General features: G+C 39.8%; 21 protein-coding genes. 11 read left to right on the forward strand and 10 right to left on the reverse strand.

Annotation, left to right across the window (positions count from 1 at the left end):
• The 9 genes from E3E29_RS05765 to E3E29_RS05805 are packed head-to-tail and all read left to right on the forward strand — an operon-like array spanning position 1 to position 9,058.
• Positions 1-996, forward strand: coding sequence for a glycosyltransferase family 2 protein (locus E3E29_RS05765; protein WP_167910042.1), 996 nt, complete (start codon positions 1-3; stop codon positions 994-996).
• Entirely contained in the window at positions 993-1,436 is a 444-nt protein-coding gene (gene pssD, locus E3E29_RS05770; protein WP_167910043.1) for a PssD/Cps14F family polysaccharide biosynthesis glycosyltransferase, read from the forward strand. The genes E3E29_RS05765 and pssD overlap by 4 nt, the downstream gene beginning before the upstream one ends.
• Positions 1,433-1,915 (forward strand): PssE/Cps14G family polysaccharide biosynthesis glycosyltransferase, encoded by a 483-nt coding sequence (gene pssE / locus E3E29_RS05775; RefSeq protein WP_167910044.1) that lies wholly within the window; start codon positions 1,433-1,435, stop codon positions 1,913-1,915. The genes pssD and pssE overlap by 4 nt, the downstream gene beginning before the upstream one ends.
• Entirely contained in the window at positions 1,912-2,994 is a 1,083-nt protein-coding gene (locus E3E29_RS05780; RefSeq protein WP_167910045.1) for a hypothetical protein, read from the forward strand. Before pssE ends, E3E29_RS05780 begins: the two co-directional genes overlap by 4 nt.
• Positions 2,991-4,067, forward strand: a complete 1,077-nt coding sequence (locus E3E29_RS05785) for a hypothetical protein (RefSeq protein WP_167910046.1) — start codon at positions 2,991-2,993, stop codon at positions 4,065-4,067. The genes E3E29_RS05780 and E3E29_RS05785 overlap by 4 nt, the downstream gene beginning before the upstream one ends.
• Positions 4,058-5,206: a glycosyltransferase family 4 protein gene (locus E3E29_RS05790; protein ID WP_167910047.1), complete on the forward strand. Its 1,149-nt coding sequence runs from the start codon at positions 4,058-4,060 to the stop codon at positions 5,204-5,206. The genes E3E29_RS05785 and E3E29_RS05790 overlap by 10 nt, the downstream gene beginning before the upstream one ends.
• Positions 5,199-6,335, forward strand: coding sequence for a glycosyltransferase family 1 protein (locus E3E29_RS05795; RefSeq protein WP_167910048.1), 1,137 nt, complete (start codon positions 5,199-5,201; stop codon positions 6,333-6,335). The genes E3E29_RS05790 and E3E29_RS05795 overlap by 8 nt, the downstream gene beginning before the upstream one ends.
• 9 nt (positions 6,336-6,344) lie before the next feature.
• The gene (locus E3E29_RS05800) at positions 6,345-7,940 is read left to right on the forward strand and encodes a hypothetical protein (protein ID WP_167910049.1); all 1,596 of its coding nucleotides are present in this window, start codon (positions 6,345-6,347) and stop codon (positions 7,938-7,940) included.
• On the forward strand, positions 7,937-9,058 hold the full coding sequence (locus tag E3E29_RS05805) for a glycosyltransferase family 4 protein (protein WP_167910050.1): 1,122 nt from the start codon (positions 7,937-7,939) through the stop codon (positions 9,056-9,058). Before E3E29_RS05800 ends, E3E29_RS05805 begins: the two co-directional genes overlap by 4 nt.
• Here E3E29_RS05805 and E3E29_RS05810 read toward each other — a convergent pair.
• The 8 genes from E3E29_RS05810 to E3E29_RS05845 all read right to left on the reverse strand — a co-directional run bounded on the left by E3E29_RS05810 (position 9,020) and on the right by E3E29_RS05845 (position 14,958).
• Positions 9,020-10,237: a lipopolysaccharide biosynthesis protein gene (locus E3E29_RS05810; RefSeq protein ID WP_167910051.1), complete on the reverse strand. Its 1,218-nt coding sequence runs from the start codon at positions 10,235-10,237 to the stop codon at positions 9,020-9,022. The genes E3E29_RS05805 and E3E29_RS05810 overlap by 39 nt on opposite strands.
• A 99-nt stretch (positions 10,238-10,336) precedes the next feature.
• Positions 10,337-11,206, reverse strand: a complete 870-nt coding sequence (gene rfbD, locus E3E29_RS05815) for a dTDP-4-dehydrorhamnose reductase (protein WP_167910052.1) — start codon at positions 11,204-11,206, stop codon at positions 10,337-10,339.
• Entirely contained in the window at positions 11,203-11,673 is a 471-nt protein-coding gene (locus E3E29_RS05820) for a type II toxin-antitoxin system VapC family toxin (protein WP_167910053.1), read from the reverse strand. The genes rfbD and E3E29_RS05820 overlap by 4 nt, the downstream gene beginning before the upstream one ends.
• Positions 11,661-11,849, reverse strand: coding sequence for a hypothetical protein (locus E3E29_RS05825; RefSeq protein ID WP_167910054.1), 189 nt, complete (start codon positions 11,847-11,849; stop codon positions 11,661-11,663). The genes E3E29_RS05820 and E3E29_RS05825 overlap by 13 nt, the downstream gene beginning before the upstream one ends.
• Before the next feature lie 52 nt (positions 11,850-11,901).
• Positions 11,902-12,459 (reverse strand): dTDP-4-dehydrorhamnose 3,5-epimerase, encoded by a 558-nt coding sequence (gene rfbC / locus E3E29_RS05830; protein ID WP_167910055.1) that lies wholly within the window; start codon positions 12,457-12,459, stop codon positions 11,902-11,904.
• A 12-nt stretch (positions 12,460-12,471) separates the two neighbouring features.
• Complete coding sequence (gene rfbB, locus E3E29_RS05835) at positions 12,472-13,473, reverse strand: dTDP-glucose 4,6-dehydratase (RefSeq protein WP_167910056.1); 1,002 nt, start codon at positions 13,471-13,473, stop codon at positions 12,472-12,474.
• Positions 13,474-13,482: 9 nt separating this feature from the next.
• Complete coding sequence (locus E3E29_RS05840) at positions 13,483-14,541, reverse strand: glucose-1-phosphate thymidylyltransferase (protein ID WP_167910057.1); 1,059 nt, start codon at positions 14,539-14,541, stop codon at positions 13,483-13,485.
• A gap of 99 nt (positions 14,542-14,640) precedes the next feature.
• A complete protein-coding gene (locus tag E3E29_RS05845) occupies positions 14,641-14,958 on the reverse strand; it encodes a hypothetical protein (RefSeq protein ID WP_167910058.1) in 318 nt (105 codons plus the stop codon).
• Positions 14,959-15,068: 110 nt separating this feature from the next.
• Here E3E29_RS05845 and E3E29_RS05850 point away from each other — a divergent pair, with 110 nt between their 5' ends.
• Positions 15,069-15,362 (forward strand): AbrB/MazE/SpoVT family DNA-binding domain-containing protein, encoded by a 294-nt coding sequence (locus E3E29_RS05850; RefSeq protein WP_167910059.1) that lies wholly within the window; start codon positions 15,069-15,071, stop codon positions 15,360-15,362.
• A 234-nt stretch (positions 15,363-15,596) separates the two neighbouring features.
• Entirely contained in the window at positions 15,597-16,304 is a 708-nt protein-coding gene (locus tag E3E29_RS05855; RefSeq protein ID WP_167910060.1) for a hypothetical protein, read from the forward strand.
• Between the two features lie 315 nt (positions 16,305-16,619).
• On the opposite strand, the gene E3E29_RS05860 is transcribed toward E3E29_RS05855, so the two are convergent.
• Positions 16,620-17,021, reverse strand: coding sequence for a nucleotidyl transferase AbiEii/AbiGii toxin family protein (locus E3E29_RS05860; RefSeq protein WP_167910061.1), 402 nt, complete (start codon positions 17,019-17,021; stop codon positions 16,620-16,622).
• Positions 17,018-17,767, reverse strand: a complete 750-nt coding sequence (locus E3E29_RS05865; protein ID WP_167910062.1) for a type IV toxin-antitoxin system AbiEi family antitoxin domain-containing protein — start codon at positions 17,765-17,767, stop codon at positions 17,018-17,020. Before E3E29_RS05865 ends, E3E29_RS05860 begins: the two co-directional genes overlap by 4 nt.
• Positions 17,768-17,791 lie beyond the last annotated feature (24 nt).

Below are 17,791 nucleotides of genomic sequence, written 5' to 3' on the forward strand. Positions count from 1 at the left end.
ATGGTACTATCGAATAAAGCCAGTGTTATAATAGTCACTTACAATCATCGAAAATACGTGGGGGCCTGTCTAGATTCCGTTCTGGCTAACGATCCCTTAGAGGTCATTGTTGTTGATAACGGCTCCACTGATGGAACTTCCGAGTTTGTTGAGGAGAATTTTCCGGAAGTTCAGGTCATAAGAAGCCCAAGGAACCTAGGTTACGGTGGTGGAAACAACCTTGGTGTGAGGCATGCTAGGGGGGAGTACGTGGTAATCCTCAATCCCGACACAAAAGTCGAAGAGGGATGGCTTGAGGAGTTGGTTAAGCCCTTAGCCAAAAGTCAGCGCTTAATAACGACCCCGAAGATACTCCTCTACGATGGCTCGGCTATAAACACTATCGGGAATATCGTTCATTTTACCGGACTCACATTCACACGGGGCTATCTGGAGCCTCCTGAGAGATATGACAAGCAGGAATACCTAAGCGGCATCTCCGGGGCATGCTTCGCGATGAGAAAGGGAGAGTACTTAGAGCTGGGCGGCTTCGACGAGAACTTCTTTGCATACAATGAGGATGGAGAGTTCTCCTGGAGAGCCCATGCCAGAGGATTCAAAATCCTGTACGTGCCCACATCGATAGTCTACCATGACTATCAGCTTAAAGTACCCCCGCAGAAGATATACCACTTGGAGAAGGGGAGGTACATTATTTTAAGGAAATATTTAACAGCGCGCCAGAGGCTCGCGCTCATGCCTTCGTTGACCATGACCGAGATACTAACCTGGGGATATGCGGTACTCAACGGGGCATCGGGCGTAAAATTCAAGCTCAGGGGGATTGTTGACGGGTTGAAAGTCAAGACCAGTGGGGTTGGGATTAACGGGGAAATATTAAAAGAGCTGGAGTTCAGAATTCCGGAGGATCAGCTGTCGTACACACAATTTGACCGGAGCATCAAAAAAATCGCCAACAAAATTTATGAGTGGAACTACAGGGTGATTGCGAGATGAAGATAGCTTTAGTTTGTTCTCATGGAGGGCATCTAACGGAAATACTATACTTGATGGATGCATTTAAGGATCATGATGTTTTCTTCATAACCTACGATAACTTTAGAACCCGGGAGCTATCATACGAAAAATATCTTCTGGAGAATATTGGAACAAGTCCAATAAAAATGTTAAAAGCGTTTTTCCAAATTGGGATCATACTGGCTAAGGAAAAACCAAAGGTCATAATAAGTACTGGCTCTGAAATAGCAATTCCTACGTTTATTATAGCCAAATTTTTGGGTATTAAGACAGTCTTTATTGAGAGCTGGTGCAGGATAAAGACAAAGTCAGGAACTGGAAAAATAGTTTACTACCTCTCAGACCTATTTTTGGTTCAATGGCCCCAGTTACTGAAGCTTTATGGTAGTAGAGCAAAGTACATGGGTGCTGTTGTATGATCTTTGTCACCGTTGGTACTCACTATCAGGGGTTTGAGAGATTGATAAGGAAAATGGATAAGATAGCTGGCAGGATAGATGATGAGGTAATAATGCAGATAGGATACACCACCTATGAGCCGAAGAACGCCAAATGGTTCAGGTTCTTGGAGAGAGAAGAGGACATTTTAGAGTTATATAAGAAAGCTGATGTTATTGTAGCTCATGCGGGAGCGGGAACATTATTAACAGCTTTGTCTTTTGGAAAACCAATAGTCGTCGTTCCAAGATTGAAAAAGTTTGGGGAGCATGTCGATGATCAACAGTTAGAATTGGCTGAAGCGTTAGAAAATATGAATAAGGCTATAGCAGTTTATGATATTGAAAAATTAGAGGATGCAATAAAGAAAGCAAAATTATTGTTAAAATATAGACCAATTCAGAGAAACAAAAAGCTTATATTATTTTTGAAAAGTACGCTTAGGAGGCTCGAGAAATGAAATATGAAAGATACTACAACATCAACAATCTTGTACGGTTCGTTTTAAAAGGCCCAAAAGGATTTGCAAACTCTAAGAGATATATGAACTATCAGATGAATACACATAATGGGCGTGCAGATGTAGATTTCATAGTTAACATCAAAAAGAATGTTGACAGAAATAATGTATGTACTGATTGTTACATCTTGGATGATGTTTACTATGTTAGAGAGGGGTATTTTTACACTATTAGTAAGTATAAACTACTAAAATGGGCAATTGAAATAAAAAATTTTGAAAAAATGAATGATAAACCAATAGAAGTTAACCTAACTATCTCCCCCTCTATTCTTAGATTGTTCAACATGTCTTATACTTTACTTGAGGGGTTTATTGTGGATGCATTTATCCATTATGTATTAACTGAAAAAGGATATAACCTATTACATGCTTCATGTGTAGCTAAAGATGACAGAGGAATTGCGTTCATAGCCCGGGGCGGTGGGGGAAAGACAACTCTCTCGCTGAATCTTCTTAGGAGTGGCTTTAGGTTTGTTAGTGATAATTTTACTATACTGCTTTCCAATAGCAAAGTAAAAGGATTCGTTGAACCATTAAATATATTCACTTATAATCTAAGTGAGGATGTGTGGAGGCATTTTAATATTTACCAAAAAATAGAATTAAAATTGAAACATATATTATACCTTACAACTGGAAGATACATAAAGATGTTCACACAAGTAAATCCTCTAAAAATATTCAAAAATAAAATAGAAAATAGCGATATTTATGTTGATATGATATTTTTGATAATTCCTAATCATAATATAAAAAGTCCTGCAATGGAGGAGATATCCAAAGAAGAATTAGTTAAACATATTCTCTATAATCAACTGCTAGAGTTTCCATATTTTGATGAATACGTCACAGCATATGCATATACCTTTCCGAAAAGTAACTTAGCAAATCATTGGGAGAAATACCTAGAAAATCTTCGGCACAATCTGAAAAATGGAATCTCAATATATAAGCTAGAAGTTCCATTGCGATACAATGAGGAAGTTTTTAGAAAGATATTGGGGGTGATAGAATGAAAGAAACTAGAAATTATAATATTCATAATGTTTTAAAAATTCAAATAAATAGAGAGAAAAAGTTTGACCTCATGAGGGGATTTGACCTTGAGCTATCTCCATTTAGAGTTTTTAGAGACATTGGTAATCCCGATATAATACTTAATGTAGGTAAATTCACACCATCTAATAATGATTGTTTTGTTATAGATCACAAATATTACGTTAAAGACAACTATTTTTACTGTAAAGATTCCGGAGGAAACATCAAGTGGGAAGTAGAAATTTGGGGATTTGAAAAAGGACCTGCAATTGTCAATTTTAATTACAAAATAGTAAAACCTAAGGCTCTTGTTTCAAGACTTTCTGTAGAAACATTCTTATTGAGACCGTTGATGTATTATAAATTGCTAGAGAAAGGTTATGTCATGATTCACAGTGCTGGAGTCAGTAAAGAGGGAGAAGCGTATATCTTTCCCGGTCGCGGCGGGGCTTTTAAGACATCCCTAACTATGGGTTTTATAAAGCGGGCAAATTTTAAATATCTGGGGGATGATAGAGTCATCTTATATCAAGATAGAGTTTTAAGCTTCCCTGCACATTTCTACAGTTTTCAATACACATACCAAAAACGAGATGATGAGTTTATAAGTTATTTTGATAAATTAAAGTTTATATTTAATCATGACAAATATATTAATTATATTAATAAGAATGTTCTCCCTATAGAAGACAGTTCAAAACTCAGAGCAGTATTTTTTGTTGTCAAGAAAAATACTCGAGAGGTAAAATTCACCAAGTTAGAAACACAGGAGGCAATTACAAAATTAATTAATAGTAGCAAGATGGAGATGAAAGCTATCTCAGATAGCATCCCTGGATTCTTCCTAAATCCATACTATACCTATATGCAAGCATATTCATATGTATTCCCTAAGAGTCGTGTAGGTAAATATTGGGATAACTTGAAAAAAGAGTTAGGTGCAATATTAAAAAAAGATATACCAATTTATGAAATCAAAATTCCAGAAAAATATACTCAAACTGTATTTCGGGAAGTTTTAACGTTTGTGAGGGGATTGAAATGGCCTTAGAAGGAGTTATAATTATCGGACCTCAATTCCCAGAGGGCGGGGTAACAACATATGTAAAAACTCTCAAAAAATACTTACAAAAAGAAGGCCTTAAGGTTATATTGATAAGTCCTTATGTTTTTTATCCGACAGAAATGAATGCACGGGCGATCTTACGTATTGATTTTATTAAAAATAGCTTTATCAAATTGATAGTCTTGATTTCCAATATAGGTAACATTATAAAACTAGCATCTACTAAGCAGAGCTTTATTGCACATGTTCATACTGCTGGGGGCTGGTCTTTTTGGGAGAATTCTATTTATATTATTATTCTTAAAGCATTTAAAATACCAGTTGTGCTACACATGCATACATCAGAATATGGGTATGCGTACCTCACAAGTACTAATCAAGTAAAAAAGAAGTTAATAAGAAAAATTTTTGAAAAAAGTGACGTTGTTATTGTGCTCTCTAAGTACTGGAAGAAGCTATTTAGTAAAGAACTTGGCATCCCAGAGCATAAATTAGTTATTGTGCCAAATGGAGTGGACATTGATAAATTTAAGATGCATAACCACGAAGATTGTAGAAGAAAGTTAGAATTACCCTCTAATAAAAAGATAATATTTTCTTTGGGAAACTTAATTGAAAGAAAAGGCTTTAGATATCTTATCAAGGCCTTAAACGAATTAGTTAAATACAGAAGAGATTTTATTTGCTTTATTGGAGGTAGCGGGCCTGATAGAAATAACTTGCAAAAAATGATAAATGCTATAGGTTTGGAGAAATATGTCAAGCTCATAGGATATGTTCCTGATGATTTGTTGCCAATATGGATGAGTGCTGCTGATATTTTTGTTTTGCCTAGCCTTGGAGAAGGTGTTCCATTAGTAATGTTTGAGGCTTTAGCCTCTGGTGTACCTTTCATTGGGACTAAAGTTGGTGGTATCCCTGAAGTAATAATTTCGAATGAATATGGCTTACTCGTTGAGCCTGCGGATCCCAAAGATCTAGCGGAGAAAATTTTAATTGCATTGGATAAAGAATGGGATCGGGAAAAAATAAGGAAGTATGCAGAGCAGTTTACGTGGGAGAATATAACGAAACAAATATTAAAAGTCTACGCCAGATTGGGAGGTGTGAAGACTCATGAATGATATCTCTCAATTTGGGGTGCTATACTTTGGTATTCCTAGATGGTATGCATACTCAGGATATGCAAAATGGTTTATCTCAGTATATCGGGAGTTACAAAATAATGGATATCCAATATACTTACTTCAACACAATGACTATTTATTTAACATATATACAAATAGAATTCCTTTATTCGGGTATTCCTATCTCGAATATCTGTTACTGAAGAATCTTAAGAAATTAGAAAGTTTTCCTGACACTCTGATTGTGCATGTCCTCTACCAAGTCTCCTATTACTATCGAATAATTAAAATGATTAGGATATTAAATAACAAACTTAACAAAGATATACATATTGTTTTTACTGTCCATGATATATTCGACAGATCTGGGAACGTTGATAACTCAATATATAACAAGATTAGAGACGTTGATGTAATTTTTGTACCTTCAAAATATACCGCGGAGACATTAAAAATGCGCTTTAGTATAAATGCTCCAATCCATGTTACATACAATCCTGTCGACCCAATATTTAAGCCTCTTCCCGCAGAGCTTAAAACAACGCTTAGAGAGAACTTTTTGAGACAGCATAATCTTCCAAAAGACTCTTATCTATTGTTGTATGTTGGAACCGAAAAGCCTTCGAAAAATATAGAAGGGTTATTCAAGGTATTATCAATATCAAAAGAAAGTCTCGAAAATGTGTATTTAATAAAAGTTGGTAAACCGGGAAGACGTGATCATCTCATTAAGTATGCACATGAGCTAAATATAAGTAAAAACATTATTTGGATAAATAACGTTATCGATAGCGATTTGATGAAATTATACAACATTTCAAACGTTTTTATTACATTATCTCTTGCAGAGGGATTTGGCATGCCGGTAGTTGAGGCCATGGCATGTGGGACGCCAGTAGTAGTCTCAAATAAAACTTCTCTTCCAGAGATAGTATCTCGCGCTGGAGTTATAGTAGATCCTACGAATCAACATACTGTTGCAGATAAAATAGTGAGAATTTTACTCTCGGAAGCATATTCAAAAAAACTATCCTCAAGGGGCATTAATAGAGCCAAAATGTTTTCAGTAAGCGAAATATTAAAAAACTATTTAGAAGGATATAATCTCGCTGTAAATAGCTACTAGGGTGGGATCATGAAAAAAAGAACGCTAATTGTTTTGTTTTATATATGGGGTGCAATGATCCCTTATTTAATCTCCTCAAGGTATGGAATTATAGATTCATTTTTAAACTTTAGAATAGCAGATGTCTTGAAAACTATCTTCACTGGTCACATAGAAGCTGCAGAGCACCAGCCTGGTTATGTTGCTTTCCTTTCGGTTCTTTCGTTATCCTCTGGAATAAAAGTTCGAGAGTTCCTTCTGTCTCCCCTTGCTGGAATTCTGTTCATGATGTCTTTGCCACTATTTTCCAAGGCAATATTAAATAATGGTAATGATAGTTTAGATTTTACACTTCCAGCACTGACTGTTATCTGGTTATATGTATCTCCCAATAATTACAGTGTCTGGCCACATGCATTTGGGTTTGTTCTGTTCTTGATATTTGTCTCAATATCTATTGGTAAAATGCAAAAAATATCAAGCGCTTCTTTATTGATTTTGCTCGGTTTAATTGGAGTATCTGTAAATTCGATTTCCTATACTTCTGAAATGTGGATAATTTCATTTTTAATCTTTGCTGTTATTGTCAATAAGATATTTCAAAAAATTTTACATCACGGAGTGAGGCATGATTTGAGCTTAGTATTAGGTCTGGCTACTACACTAACTGTCGGTTTTATATATTTCAATAATATTATATGGGATCAATATTTACCTGGAGTAACTTATAACCTAAAAACGGGGCAGATATGGGAAATAATAAGATATTCTTTTGGGATGCTATCAGGAAAAACTGCTCCAGAGATTATTCCGTACATTTATGTTCCTACACCTCAAGAAAAGGCTACTCTGATGGAACTAAGATGTATTAGGTTACCGATTCTAATAATGACAGGAGTTAGTATCTTGGTAGGCTTAATGTATACATTAAAAAACATACGCTTAGTAAAAAATGTTGAAACGCATATATACGCTATTGCTTTACTATTAATATCTATTCCAGATATCATATTTTATGTGTCCAAAGGGGCAACTTTAATGGCAATATTGTTTAGATATTATCTATTCGTGTCTCCTGTACTTGCACAATTTTATATTAATTACATTAGTCAGATCAAATATGTACATAACCTAGGAGTTATACGGAAGATATACCCCCTAATTATATTAGGGCTAGCAATAGCACTGTTTCTTGCATCTGTATCGAGTTTTACAGTAATTAAAAGTTCCTCTCAATGGGCTTATGCTGACAATACTGCTTCATTTGTGTTATCTAATTTAAATTATGAAAAGAGAGTTGACATAATCTCAGACCATTTTACCCTAGGGAGATTCAAACTCGTTGGCATGGAACGAGGGGAAGAACTTAAACTATATTCAGAGATGTTTCTAATAGGTCCAAATGATTATGCGTTCCTAATTGATGGGATAGGAAATAAAAAAGGGATTTTTGTTCACAATGTAGAGATCGGTAACTACCATATTGCAGGGAGTACTGTGTCAAATTGGCTTTACCTTCAACCGTTGAATAGATATATGTCACAAATCTCATGCAATTACAAAGTTAACAAAATATATTCTAACAAGGGAACAATAGTCTGGATGCCAGTAGGTGATTCGAGATGACAGACCAGAGATATAATATATTAATCATTGGAAATTTGCACTCTCACCCCAGTTCCCAAGTGTTCCTACAGAAATTTTCTGGATTAGTGCACCAATTTGCTCATGAGTTATATATCATAGGAGGGGATTATGTACAACAAACGTCAAATGTTCACCAACTCTGCCCTTATAAGAGATTTTCAAAATTTGATATTTACCATTTTGTAGTATCTCAAATTGTAACACTAATTTACATTTTGAAGAACCTTAAAGAATTTAAAAAAATAGATATTGTGATAGTTCTAGGGAATGCTATACTAATTGCAGGCTTGTTCAAGATTATGAAAAAGCCTATAATTCTTTATCGTGGTGGCTCACCATATTTAGCGTTACAGAGCAGACTCAAAAAAAGATTATATTACATATTTGTTGAAAAATGTTTATTAGAACTGGCCAATGTGATAGTCGTTGAAAGCAATGCATCGATTGAATTCCAGAAATTAGAGGGCTATAGGGATAAAGTAATAGTTTTATCACAATATGTTGAGGATGTATTCTTTAATAAAATATTTAAAAAGTCAAAAACATTGGCATATATCGGTAGTTTTACATATATAAAGGGAGTTGACATATTAATAAATGCATTTGGTTGTTTAGTACCAAAATTAAAAAAAATGGGATTTAAGTTTATATTCTATGGTGATGGAGAATATAAAGAGGAAATTAAAAAATACGCCGAGCAATATAAGATAGTGATATCTACTGAAAAGTGGATACCTCATAGTGTTCTTCCACGAGTCTTTGAAACCCTTGGTTTTATTATTTTACCCTCTAGAGGGGAGGGAATCCCAAATATAGTTTTAGAAGGTATGGCCAGTTGTGTAGTCCCAATAGCAACGGCTGTGGGGGGTATTGTGGAAATACTTGAAGATCAAGTAAATGGGTATATAGTTATGAACTTAGATGAGAAAACACTATGTCACACCATACTTGATGCTATATCTACAGATCCAAAATCATTATTAAAAATGCGATATAATGGATATAAAAAAGTATTTTCAGAATTTCGGGTTGAAGCAGCAATTCACAGATATAAAAAGTTATTCAACATCGTTAGCAATGTTAAAACCCAAAAATAATGCCATCCCTGCATACGTCACAATCCACGCCCATCCGACTCCGTCAACTCCGAACCTTGAAATTAACAAATAGCTAAACCCTAAAAACAGCACAGCCTTTAAGGCATTGGCAATGACGACTTCTCTCACCCTCTTCTGGATATTGAGTAGCATTATCAAGAAGTTCACAAAAACCCCAAAAAAGGAACCTAGTATCATAAGCTTTAACAGTCCAAGCCCTTTAACGTATTCCTCTCCGAAGGATCTCAAGAGAAATCCTCCAAAGAACCAAACAAACACAGTTGCAAAAGTCAAGTAGATGTAACTGAAAACCAAAGCCTTCTTTAGACTCTGCTTCAAGTCTTTGATCCCATGACTTCCCTCGACGAAGAAGGAAGTATTTATCGCGTTTGGAACAATAAGAATCAGGCTTCCAATGGAGAAAGCTATGTAGAAGTAAGCTGCTTCGCTCTTTTCGAGTGTGCTCAAGACGATGGTTGGCATTAGGTAGTTGGGGGCAACATTAAACATACTTGCAACATAGTTCCCAAGGGAGAATTTGAACGAATCCCTCAGGAACTCCCGATCAAGCTTAAGCTTGATGCTATCTATAACGATGAAACCATAAAGCACTCCCAAAGCCAAGCCAAGTCCGAACGAGCTTACGATTCCCAAGGCTCCAAATGAGACAAGGACAAACAGAAAGAGAAACCTCAAAGAAAAAAGGATACTTTGGACAAAACTGTGCTCTGCTTTCCTCTTGGCTATCATATATGTTGAGAGTAGGTTATAGGTAGCTCCGACCGCTGAGAAGAGCACAAACATTACTAAGAACTTGACAGAGGATACTTCGCTGAAAGACTCAGATCGACTTATAATAAGGGCATAACCTATAGAAGCTAATGAGGACGCGATAAGGGTTAATATGAGTGCGCTCCCAACAACTCTCTCCCCGTATTTAGGATAAAATCTAATTATAGAGACGTTAAGCCCAAGGAGAGAAATTGAAAACACTAAGTTGAGTGCTGAGATGAGAGCAGAAGCAACACCAACATCAGAGGGAGAATAAAGGTGAGTAGCAATACTCCAAAATACAAAACTAGCAACTGCCGTTACCATCGAGGATAACGAAATGTAAATTGAGTTCAGGTAAAGGGGGCTTCTGAGGTTCTGGATCTCCTGTTTTATAATCTCTATCATCTTCTTCCCTCTCAGAGGCTATGCCCGAGAAAATTATTAATTTTTCGGGTTCATCTAAAAAGAGTGAATACAGGAAAGTTAACCTAGTGTTGAATTAGATCAATCTCTATAATATGGTAACTTCCCCAGATACTCCCTTAGTCCTTCCATCCAGTCTGGCATCTTGAGACCGAGCTCTTTCAGCTTTTTGTTTTCAAGCGCCGAAAACTTCGGCCTCCTCGCTAGTCTGTTTAGCTCATTTGACTTTATAGGTTTTATCTGAACATCCAACTCTAGGATTTCAAATACTGCTTTGGCAAACTCGTACCATGAACAAACGCCTTCATTTACCATATGATAGATCCCAAACTCTGGTTTCAACTTTAAAAACTCCTTCAAAGTCCCGGCGACGTCCTTTGTATAAGTGGGACTCATGAACTGGTCATCTACAATTCTAAGCTGCTCCCCACGTTTTGCCTTTTCAATAATCCACTCAATGAAATTGCCTCCTTTACCGCTAGCACCAGCCAGCCCGTATAGGCTGGCAACACGAATGATGTAGTGCTTTGGAGAGTAGTTCCGAGTGAAAATCTCGCCGGCGTACTTACTTGTCCCATAGACGTTTATCGGGTTGGGCATGTCGTCCTCATTATAGGGTTCTCCTTTTTCTCCGTCAAAAACATAATCAGTGCTGATGTAAACGTTGACAGCACCGATTTTGGAGGCAACCCTCGCAACGTTCAGCGCCCCTATTGAGTTGACAGCAAACGCTTTTTCCGGGTACACTTCGGCGTCATCAACCCTAACGTATGCGGCCGTGTTGATGATCACATCTGGCTTCAATCGCTTGAGGATTTCAAGGGTCTCTGGAACGGTTACATCGAGGTCTTTGTGAGTGAGAGGAACAACCTCAAACTCGGAATCATTACTGAAAACCTCTACCAAGTCTGTCCCGAGCTGACCGTTTGCTCCAATTATTGCAACCTTCATAGAGCACCACCAAGTCTGCTTAATTTTTCAGGGTTATCAAGAAGGGTTATCCCTTCCCCTTCACACGCATCAGCAAAATCATTGTCGAAAGATATCAGGTATTTAACATCATAGAACTTGCATGTGGCTAGAATTAGTGCATCATTGGGTAGCAGACCATATTTCATCATATACTCAATCGCAAGAGTTTCGATGGTCCTGTTAATTTCCAGATCAAAAAAGAGCTCGAAGAGCCTAACAAAATCCCTCAAGTCCTCTTTTAAGTTCTTGATCATTTCTGGGTTGTGTTTCAACGTGTAAGGGCGTTCTCCAGTTAACGCTCTGATGTAAACCATAAGGGCTTCACTGAACACTATTCCATTTGAATATAAAATATCGAATCCCTCTTTTAAGTCCAGCAGGTCTATATTGCCTTCCAGATGTTTGATTATTACGTTGGTATCCACGAAAGCTGCTAAACCGTCCATTCCTCTTCGACCTCTTCCAAGAGTCTTTTGAGGTCCACTCCCCTGAACCTTCCGTGAAGTTTCTTCACACTGTGCTCTATGATGATTTCCCTTTCGATTATTCTTTTGAGCCTGTTGATATCCAGTGTTTTCAAAATCTCATCTGGGACGTTGAGCTCTATGGCTATCTTTCCCATTTCCTCACCCGTTCAACTATTCTGCCTTGGAGATATAAAATACTTCGCTTCCCTAGAACACCCATCCCCTTTCAATCAGCTCCCTCAACGTCGGCCACTTCTGGTCCTTAAGCGAGATTATTGGATCTTCAACCGGCCATTTAATTCCAACATCCGGGTCGTTCCATATTAGGCCGCCTTCATGGTCAGGAGCGTAGATGTTATCAACCTTGTAGACAACCTCTGCGACATCACTCAAAACAACAAACCCGTGGGCGAAGCCCCTTGGAATGTAGAGCTGATACTTGTTGAATTCCGACAAAATGACACCAACGTATTTTCCAAAGGTCAAGGAGTCTTTTCTCAAATCTACTGCAATATCGTAGATAACTCCCCTTACGCACCTCACGATCTTCGCCTGGGCGTAAGGCTTCCTCTGGAAGTGCAGGCCCCTAAGAACACCGTACTTTGAGAGGGAGTGGTTGTCCTGCACGAACTCGCCCTTAATGCCGGCCTTCTCGAAGTCAGACTTCTTGTAGGTCTCCATGAAGAAGCCCCTCTCATCATCAAATACCTTGGGCTTTATCAGGATAACATCTGGAATCTCCAACCGTTTAAACTCAAACGGCATTTTTATCACCTTTCACCATCCTAACTTCCACGGCGTTGGATGGAGAACTTTTTCATCGACCAGCGGCCTCCACCATGCCTCGTTTTCAAGATACCATTCGACTGTCTTCTTGATCCCCTCTTCAAAGCTGTATTTCGGCCTCCACCGGAGGTCGCGGGTTATCTTCCAGGAATCGAGGGAATAGCGAAGGTCGTGGCCCGGTCTATCCTCGACGAATTCGATTAGATCCTGGTCTTTGCTCATGAGGTTTAGAATGGTTTTGACAACATCAAGGTTTGTCCTCTCCTCACCGGCTGAGATGTTGTATATCTCTCTAGGCTCGCCTTTGAGCAAAACAGCTTCGATGGCCCTCACGTGATCCTCCACGTAGAGCCAGTCCCTAACGTTCTGGCCAGTGCCGTAGACAGGGATTTTCAGCCCCATGCTGGCGCGGATTATCGTCTTTGGAATGAGCTTCTCCGGGAACTGGTATGGGCCGTAGTTGTTGGTGCACCTCGTTATGGAAGCGTTTAGGTTGTAAGTTCTTGCCCATCCAAGGACAAGCATATCGCTGGCGGCTTTTGTAGCCGAATATGGTGAGGAAGGCATAAGGCGGTCGTTCTCGGTGAAAGAACCCTCAAGGGTATCCCCATAAACCTCGTCAGTGCTCACATGAATCAGTCGAACCTCACGGTTTTCTCTTCTTATCGCCTCTAAAATGGTATATGTTCCAATGACGTTGCTCTTCAAAAAGTGTTCCGGGCTTGAAATGCTCCTGTCCACGTGGCTTTCCGCGGCGAAGTGCACAATTCCATCAACCTTCGTGACGAGCTTTCTCACGAGTTCAGGGTTCGTTATGTCTCCCTTGACAAAAGTGTACCTTGGATCGTCTTCCAGGCCTTTTAGGTTCGCAGGGTTGGAGCCATAGCCGAGCTTGTCGAGGTTTATTATTTCCCAATCACTGTGTCTTTCTAAGATATAGTGAATGAAGTTACTACCAATGAACCCCATTCCACCTGTCACGAGTAGTCTCATGGTTCCACCTCACAGTATCAGCCTGGAATTGTCACCAATAACAAGTTTTCTGCCGAGTGGATGGCTGGTCCCGTTGATTATTTTTACGCCCCGCCCCATCAGGCTCTCCACTATTCTACCGGCGTTCCTTATCTCACTGCCCTCAAGTACTATTGAATCCTCGATTTCAGTGTTCTCAATGACGACATTGTCGCCGATGCTGGTGTATGGCCCGATGTAGGAGTTTCTTATGATGCAGTTCTTCCCGATAACCACCGGCCCCTTGATAACGGTATTCTCATCTATCTCGGTTCCTTTCTCGATTACAACCCTCCCGTGGATTCTAGCCTTTGTGTTAACCCTAATCTCGGTCTCTATGTCATCAAGAATGAGCCTGTTTGCGTCTAAAATGTCTTCTGGCTTTCCAGTATCCTTCCACCAGCCAGTTACTTTTGTCCAGCCCACTGGGTAGCCGTGGTCGATGAGCCACTGGATTGCATCCGTAATCTCAAGCTCGTTCCTCCAGGACGGCTTTATATTCCTTACGGCCTCATGTATGATAGGTTTGAAGAAGTATATGCCGACCAGTGCAAGGTTGCTCGGCGGAACTTTGGGCTTTTCAATGAGGCGCTTGATAGTCTTGCCATCTTCGCTCAGCTCTGCAACGCCAAACTGCTGAGGGTTCGGAACCTCTTGGAGGAGTATACTAGCGTCAAAATCGTTCTCCTCGAAGTACTTCTTGTGTTCCACTATCCCCTCGCGGAGAATGTTGTCCCCAAGGTACATTACGAAGTCTTCATCATTCAAGAAATCTCTCGCAACGAGAATAGCGTGGGCTAATCCTTTAGGTTCGCCCTGGTAGATGAACTCAATGTTGGCGTCCCATTCCCTGCTCTGGACCGTCTTCTTAACCTGATCTGCGTTGGGGCCGACTATTATTCCTATTTCGTGAACGCCTGCCTCGATGACGTCTTCAATAGCGTAGAACAACACTGGCTTGTTTGCCACTGGAATTAGCTGTTTCTGCTGGGAATATGTGAGCGGTCTTAGCCGGGTGCCGTGACCTCCTGATAAAATTAGAGCTTTCATATTATCCCCCGTAGTTATCACTTTGACGGGATATAAAAGTTTATTGTTGTTTGGTGATACCTAGGGGAGGACATTTAAAAACAACAAATATACAACAAGTTACATCAGAACCAAGTCAATGAATGCATCCAGCTCATAGATCTCAAGGGGTATCACGTCGTTATCTCCAATTTCCTGAGCATAAATTTTGTCCTTCTCTTTCCAGAGAACGTACGACCTTAAGCCAAGCTTGGAAAGGTTCGGAAGTTGAGCTCTCTTTGGTTTCTTATCTGCAATAAAGAAAGCCGCTATGTGGCCGTCCTTGGCGAGGATGGTAAGGTCGAATACTTTGGCATCGGCAAACCTTGCGTTCTCTTGTATTAGGAGCTTGAGCTTCGTCTTTTCCAGTACCTCCTCAACTTCGTCTAGGCTCAGCATTTTTGGTCACCAATAATTATTATCTTTTTGCGATAATATTTATCACAAGAGTATTTAAAGTTTTCGTGAAATGGGAACGTGAGCTTGGTAAGGATACCGGGGGGTATATTATGGATGCATTGGCCAAATTTCATGTGATTGTTCACAAGGTTGGTAGGATTGTGATCCCCATAGGCACGAGAAAGTTCTACAATATAAACCAAGGAGATGTCGTTGAAGTCACAATAAAGAAATATAACGATGGCAAAAAACCAAAGGAGGGTACTTTCACAGCTAAAGTTGGTGAGCATGGTTCTATATTCATCCCTAAACATTTGAGAAAAGTCATGAACATAAAGCCAGGTGATATCATAGAAGTGCTCTTGTTAGCCCATTACAAAGATGGGGGGGCTCAGAGGGGATAGTCCTTTATTTCTGTCACAAACTTTGACTTTTGAGTGTCTAGTGCCCGCAGTTAAGGAAATACGTATCTGTCCCCCGATTTGCGACTCGGCGATTATGAGTTGTAGTGAAAAATGTTCCGTCGGTTTATTTTTCAAACCATTTTTGAGCCGCGTGAGTTTCTCACGCGTCTTCTCCCTGCAAACCCCCCTGAAGTGGGAAACCCTTAAATCTTGGAAACTTCATCATCTAATTAGATGATGACTATGCCCTCCTTTATCCTTGATTTTCAGAAGTTGCTGCAAACCCTGGCCACGCTGTTCGGCATGAGTGAGTTCGACAGTAAAACCGCGGCGAAAGCCGTTGCAGAGTACCTTTATTTAAAAGAAAAAGACTCCCGCATCCTTGGAAGGGCGACACCTAAACTGATCTCAAACGATCTTAGAAGGCTCTACCAGATGGGGTTCCTCAGGCGCAGGAAAGTGCCGAGGAGATGCAAGAACAAGAAGGGGAAGAAGTACAACTGTGGATACAAGTACATGTACGAGATAACTGCCCAAGGATGGCGTTATCTCAAACACCTGAGGGAGCGCCCCCTGTTCTTCACGCTGAAAGACATCATTGAAATATACTCTGGTGTTCCAGTTATCGCTAAAAAAGCCACTCTCATAGAACTCCTTGAAAGGGATGATATTGGAAAGTTGTTTGTCTTGGTCAATCTTATCACCGACGACATCAACAGAATTTTCTCTTCCCGAGGATTCAGGAGGTTCCAGATGCAAGAGCATCTGTTTAAACAATGGACTACCTTGCTAGCATACCATTATAGTGTTATCAGTGAACTCGAAAACCAGATTAAACAGAGAGATTTAAGGATATCCCTCTTAATGGAAGAGCTGAAGCGGTGCAGGGAACAGAAAAACAGACTGGGAGCGTTAAATTTACCATACTACTTGCAACCTTAGTGTCTCCGGCTTTTTGGACAGAGTTGCAGCTTTACCAGTTTGTTTAGCTCTTCGGATCTCCCAAACAGTCAGTTTTTGTCCTTCCTCGGTCGCTGGTCAAAAAAATGATACACTCCTCCTCGGCTTGTACCCCATGTAGAGACTCCCCGAACCGGTTCGGGGGGTCTTGTCTTGTTAATAAGCTTTTCGTCGTGATTCTGCTCAAGACCTGAAAGGTATAAAAAAACTATCCTAGTCCCCCTTGCAAATCTTCTGCAAAGCCTGGATCACTTTGATCATGGGTTTCACTTGTATTATGATACCTTTATGAGCACTTTATGATGGCTTTGAGGGCTTTTTGATTTTCAGAGGTGGCCCCGTGGATCTTATTATTTTGAAATAGGCCGCAGCCTCATAACCATTTACGGTATCTTTGAGGGCAATATTCTCCTCAAAATTAACTCCACTTTCCTTTCTGGCAATCTTGAGGGCATTCACAAGTTCTCTTCGTATTGTTTTACTATCGTATCCCTCCATGAGGGTAAAATCCAAATCATCGGAAAACCTGTAATTCCCAATGTAGACCTTTCTTATCCCCGTCCCTCCCTTTAATGCCATTTTAAGGGATGTCTTTGAAAGTCCAAACAAAAGCCAGTTCTGGGCGTAATCTCTTTCCACAGTACTCTCAGGAACTCCCCTCTTTCTGGCAATTGCCTTGAGCTCAAATACCGGAATCATTCCAAGCCCTCCAGTTCAACGTTGGCTATGACCCTCCATTTACTGTCAACATGCCCTTCTCTGGGCATCGTTGGGTCAAGGAGAACGTAATTCCTCGTTTTCGGCTTCGGCTTTGGTAGGTCAATATCTACTCCAAAATAGTCGCAGAGGTAGCCGAGTCTTCTTATGACTGCGGAGTTGTTCATTCTCAATGCATACCCTCTGAGCGTTTCGGCGTTGAGTTCCTCCATGAAAGCTTTGGCAACCTCGATTATTCCTCCGCAATATCTCGGCTTGTCCAGGCAGTCCACCACAGTCTTCTCCCTGTCTGTTATGGGAACTTGAAACTCCTCAATCCAGGTTTTTTCAACACCAAAGTATTTTTCGGGCTTTATTCTGACGATTTTATATCTAACCCCAAAAACCCTGATATCCTGCTTTTTCTTTCTTGCAGTCGTCTGGACAAATACAGTGCTGGGGATCTGCTCGGTAAAACCGTGATAGTTGAGGGCTGACCAGTAAGCTATGGCTGAGGGTTTTACAAGAAGTGAGCCTATTATGAACTCGTGAAGCGTGTATTCTCCTTTTTCTGCCCCCAGAGGAATGATGATGTATTTTCCTTTTTCAATTCTTTCAACCCAGCCTCTTTTCTCAAGCCTGCTGAGGAGAACTTTCAGGGTGTTTCTGTCGAGGCCTGTTATCTTGGCCGCCTCCCCTATGGTGAAGACCCTCTTTCTTGCGAGTTTGCTGAGCAGTTCAATTCTCATAATTATCCACCATAGTTAACAGTT

Origin of the sequence: Thermococcus sp. Bubb.Bath, from assembly GCF_012027595.1 — an archaeon.
Taxonomy (GTDB): Archaea; Methanobacteriota_B; Thermococci; order Thermococcales; family Thermococcaceae; genus Thermococcus.

What these genes read in the sequence shown, in the direction of transcription:
- E3E29_RS05765 (WP_167910042.1), top strand. Translation starts at nt 1, where the DNA reads ATGGTACTATCGAATAAAGCCAGTGTTATAATAGTCACTTACAATCAT.
- pssD (WP_167910043.1), top strand. Translation starts at nt 993, where the DNA reads ATGAAGATAGCTTTAGTTTGTTCTCATGGAGGGCATCTAACGGAAATA.
- pssE (WP_167910044.1), top strand. Translation starts at nt 1,433, where the DNA reads ATGATCTTTGTCACCGTTGGTACTCACTATCAGGGGTTTGAGAGATTG.
- E3E29_RS05780 (WP_167910045.1), top strand. Translation starts at nt 1,912, where the DNA reads ATGAAATATGAAAGATACTACAACATCAACAATCTTGTACGGTTCGTT.
- E3E29_RS05785 (WP_167910046.1), top strand. Translation starts at nt 2,991, where the DNA reads ATGAAAGAAACTAGAAATTATAATATTCATAATGTTTTAAAAATTCAA.
- E3E29_RS05790 (WP_167910047.1), top strand. Translation starts at nt 4,058, where the DNA reads ATGGCCTTAGAAGGAGTTATAATTATCGGACCTCAATTCCCAGAGGGC.
- E3E29_RS05795 (WP_167910048.1), top strand. Translation starts at nt 5,199, where the DNA reads ATGAATGATATCTCTCAATTTGGGGTGCTATACTTTGGTATTCCTAGA.
- E3E29_RS05800 (WP_167910049.1), top strand. Translation starts at nt 6,345, where the DNA reads ATGAAAAAAAGAACGCTAATTGTTTTGTTTTATATATGGGGTGCAATG.
- E3E29_RS05805 (WP_167910050.1), top strand. Translation starts at nt 7,937, where the DNA reads ATGACAGACCAGAGATATAATATATTAATCATTGGAAATTTGCACTCT.
- E3E29_RS05810 (WP_167910051.1), bottom strand. Translation starts at nt 10,237, where the DNA reads ATGATAGAGATTATAAAACAGGAGATCCAGAACCTCAGAAGCCCCCTT.
- rfbD (WP_167910052.1), bottom strand. Translation starts at nt 11,206, where the DNA reads ATGAAGGTTGCAATAATTGGAGCAAACGGTCAGCTCGGGACAGACTTG.
- E3E29_RS05820 (WP_167910053.1), bottom strand. Translation starts at nt 11,673, where the DNA reads ATGGACGGTTTAGCAGCTTTCGTGGATACCAACGTAATAATCAAACAT.
- E3E29_RS05825 (WP_167910054.1), bottom strand. Translation starts at nt 11,849, where the DNA reads ATGGGAAAGATAGCCATAGAGCTCAACGTCCCAGATGAGATTTTGAAA.
- rfbC (WP_167910055.1), bottom strand. Translation starts at nt 12,459, where the DNA reads ATGCCGTTTGAGTTTAAACGGTTGGAGATTCCAGATGTTATCCTGATA.
- rfbB (WP_167910056.1), bottom strand. Translation starts at nt 13,473, where the DNA reads ATGAGACTACTCGTGACAGGTGGAATGGGGTTCATTGGTAGTAACTTC.
- E3E29_RS05840 (WP_167910057.1), bottom strand. Translation starts at nt 14,541, where the DNA reads ATGAAAGCTCTAATTTTATCAGGAGGTCACGGCACCCGGCTAAGACCG.
- E3E29_RS05845 (WP_167910058.1), bottom strand. Translation starts at nt 14,958, where the DNA reads ATGCTGAGCCTAGACGAAGTTGAGGAGGTACTGGAAAAGACGAAGCTC.
- E3E29_RS05850 (WP_167910059.1), top strand. Translation starts at nt 15,069, where the DNA reads ATGGATGCATTGGCCAAATTTCATGTGATTGTTCACAAGGTTGGTAGG.
- E3E29_RS05855 (WP_167910060.1), top strand. Translation starts at nt 15,597, where the DNA reads ATGATGACTATGCCCTCCTTTATCCTTGATTTTCAGAAGTTGCTGCAA.
- E3E29_RS05860 (WP_167910061.1), bottom strand. Translation starts at nt 17,021, where the DNA reads ATGATTCCGGTATTTGAGCTCAAGGCAATTGCCAGAAAGAGGGGAGTT.
- E3E29_RS05865 (WP_167910062.1), bottom strand. Translation starts at nt 17,767, where the DNA reads ATGAGAATTGAACTGCTCAGCAAACTCGCAAGAAAGAGGGTCTTCACC.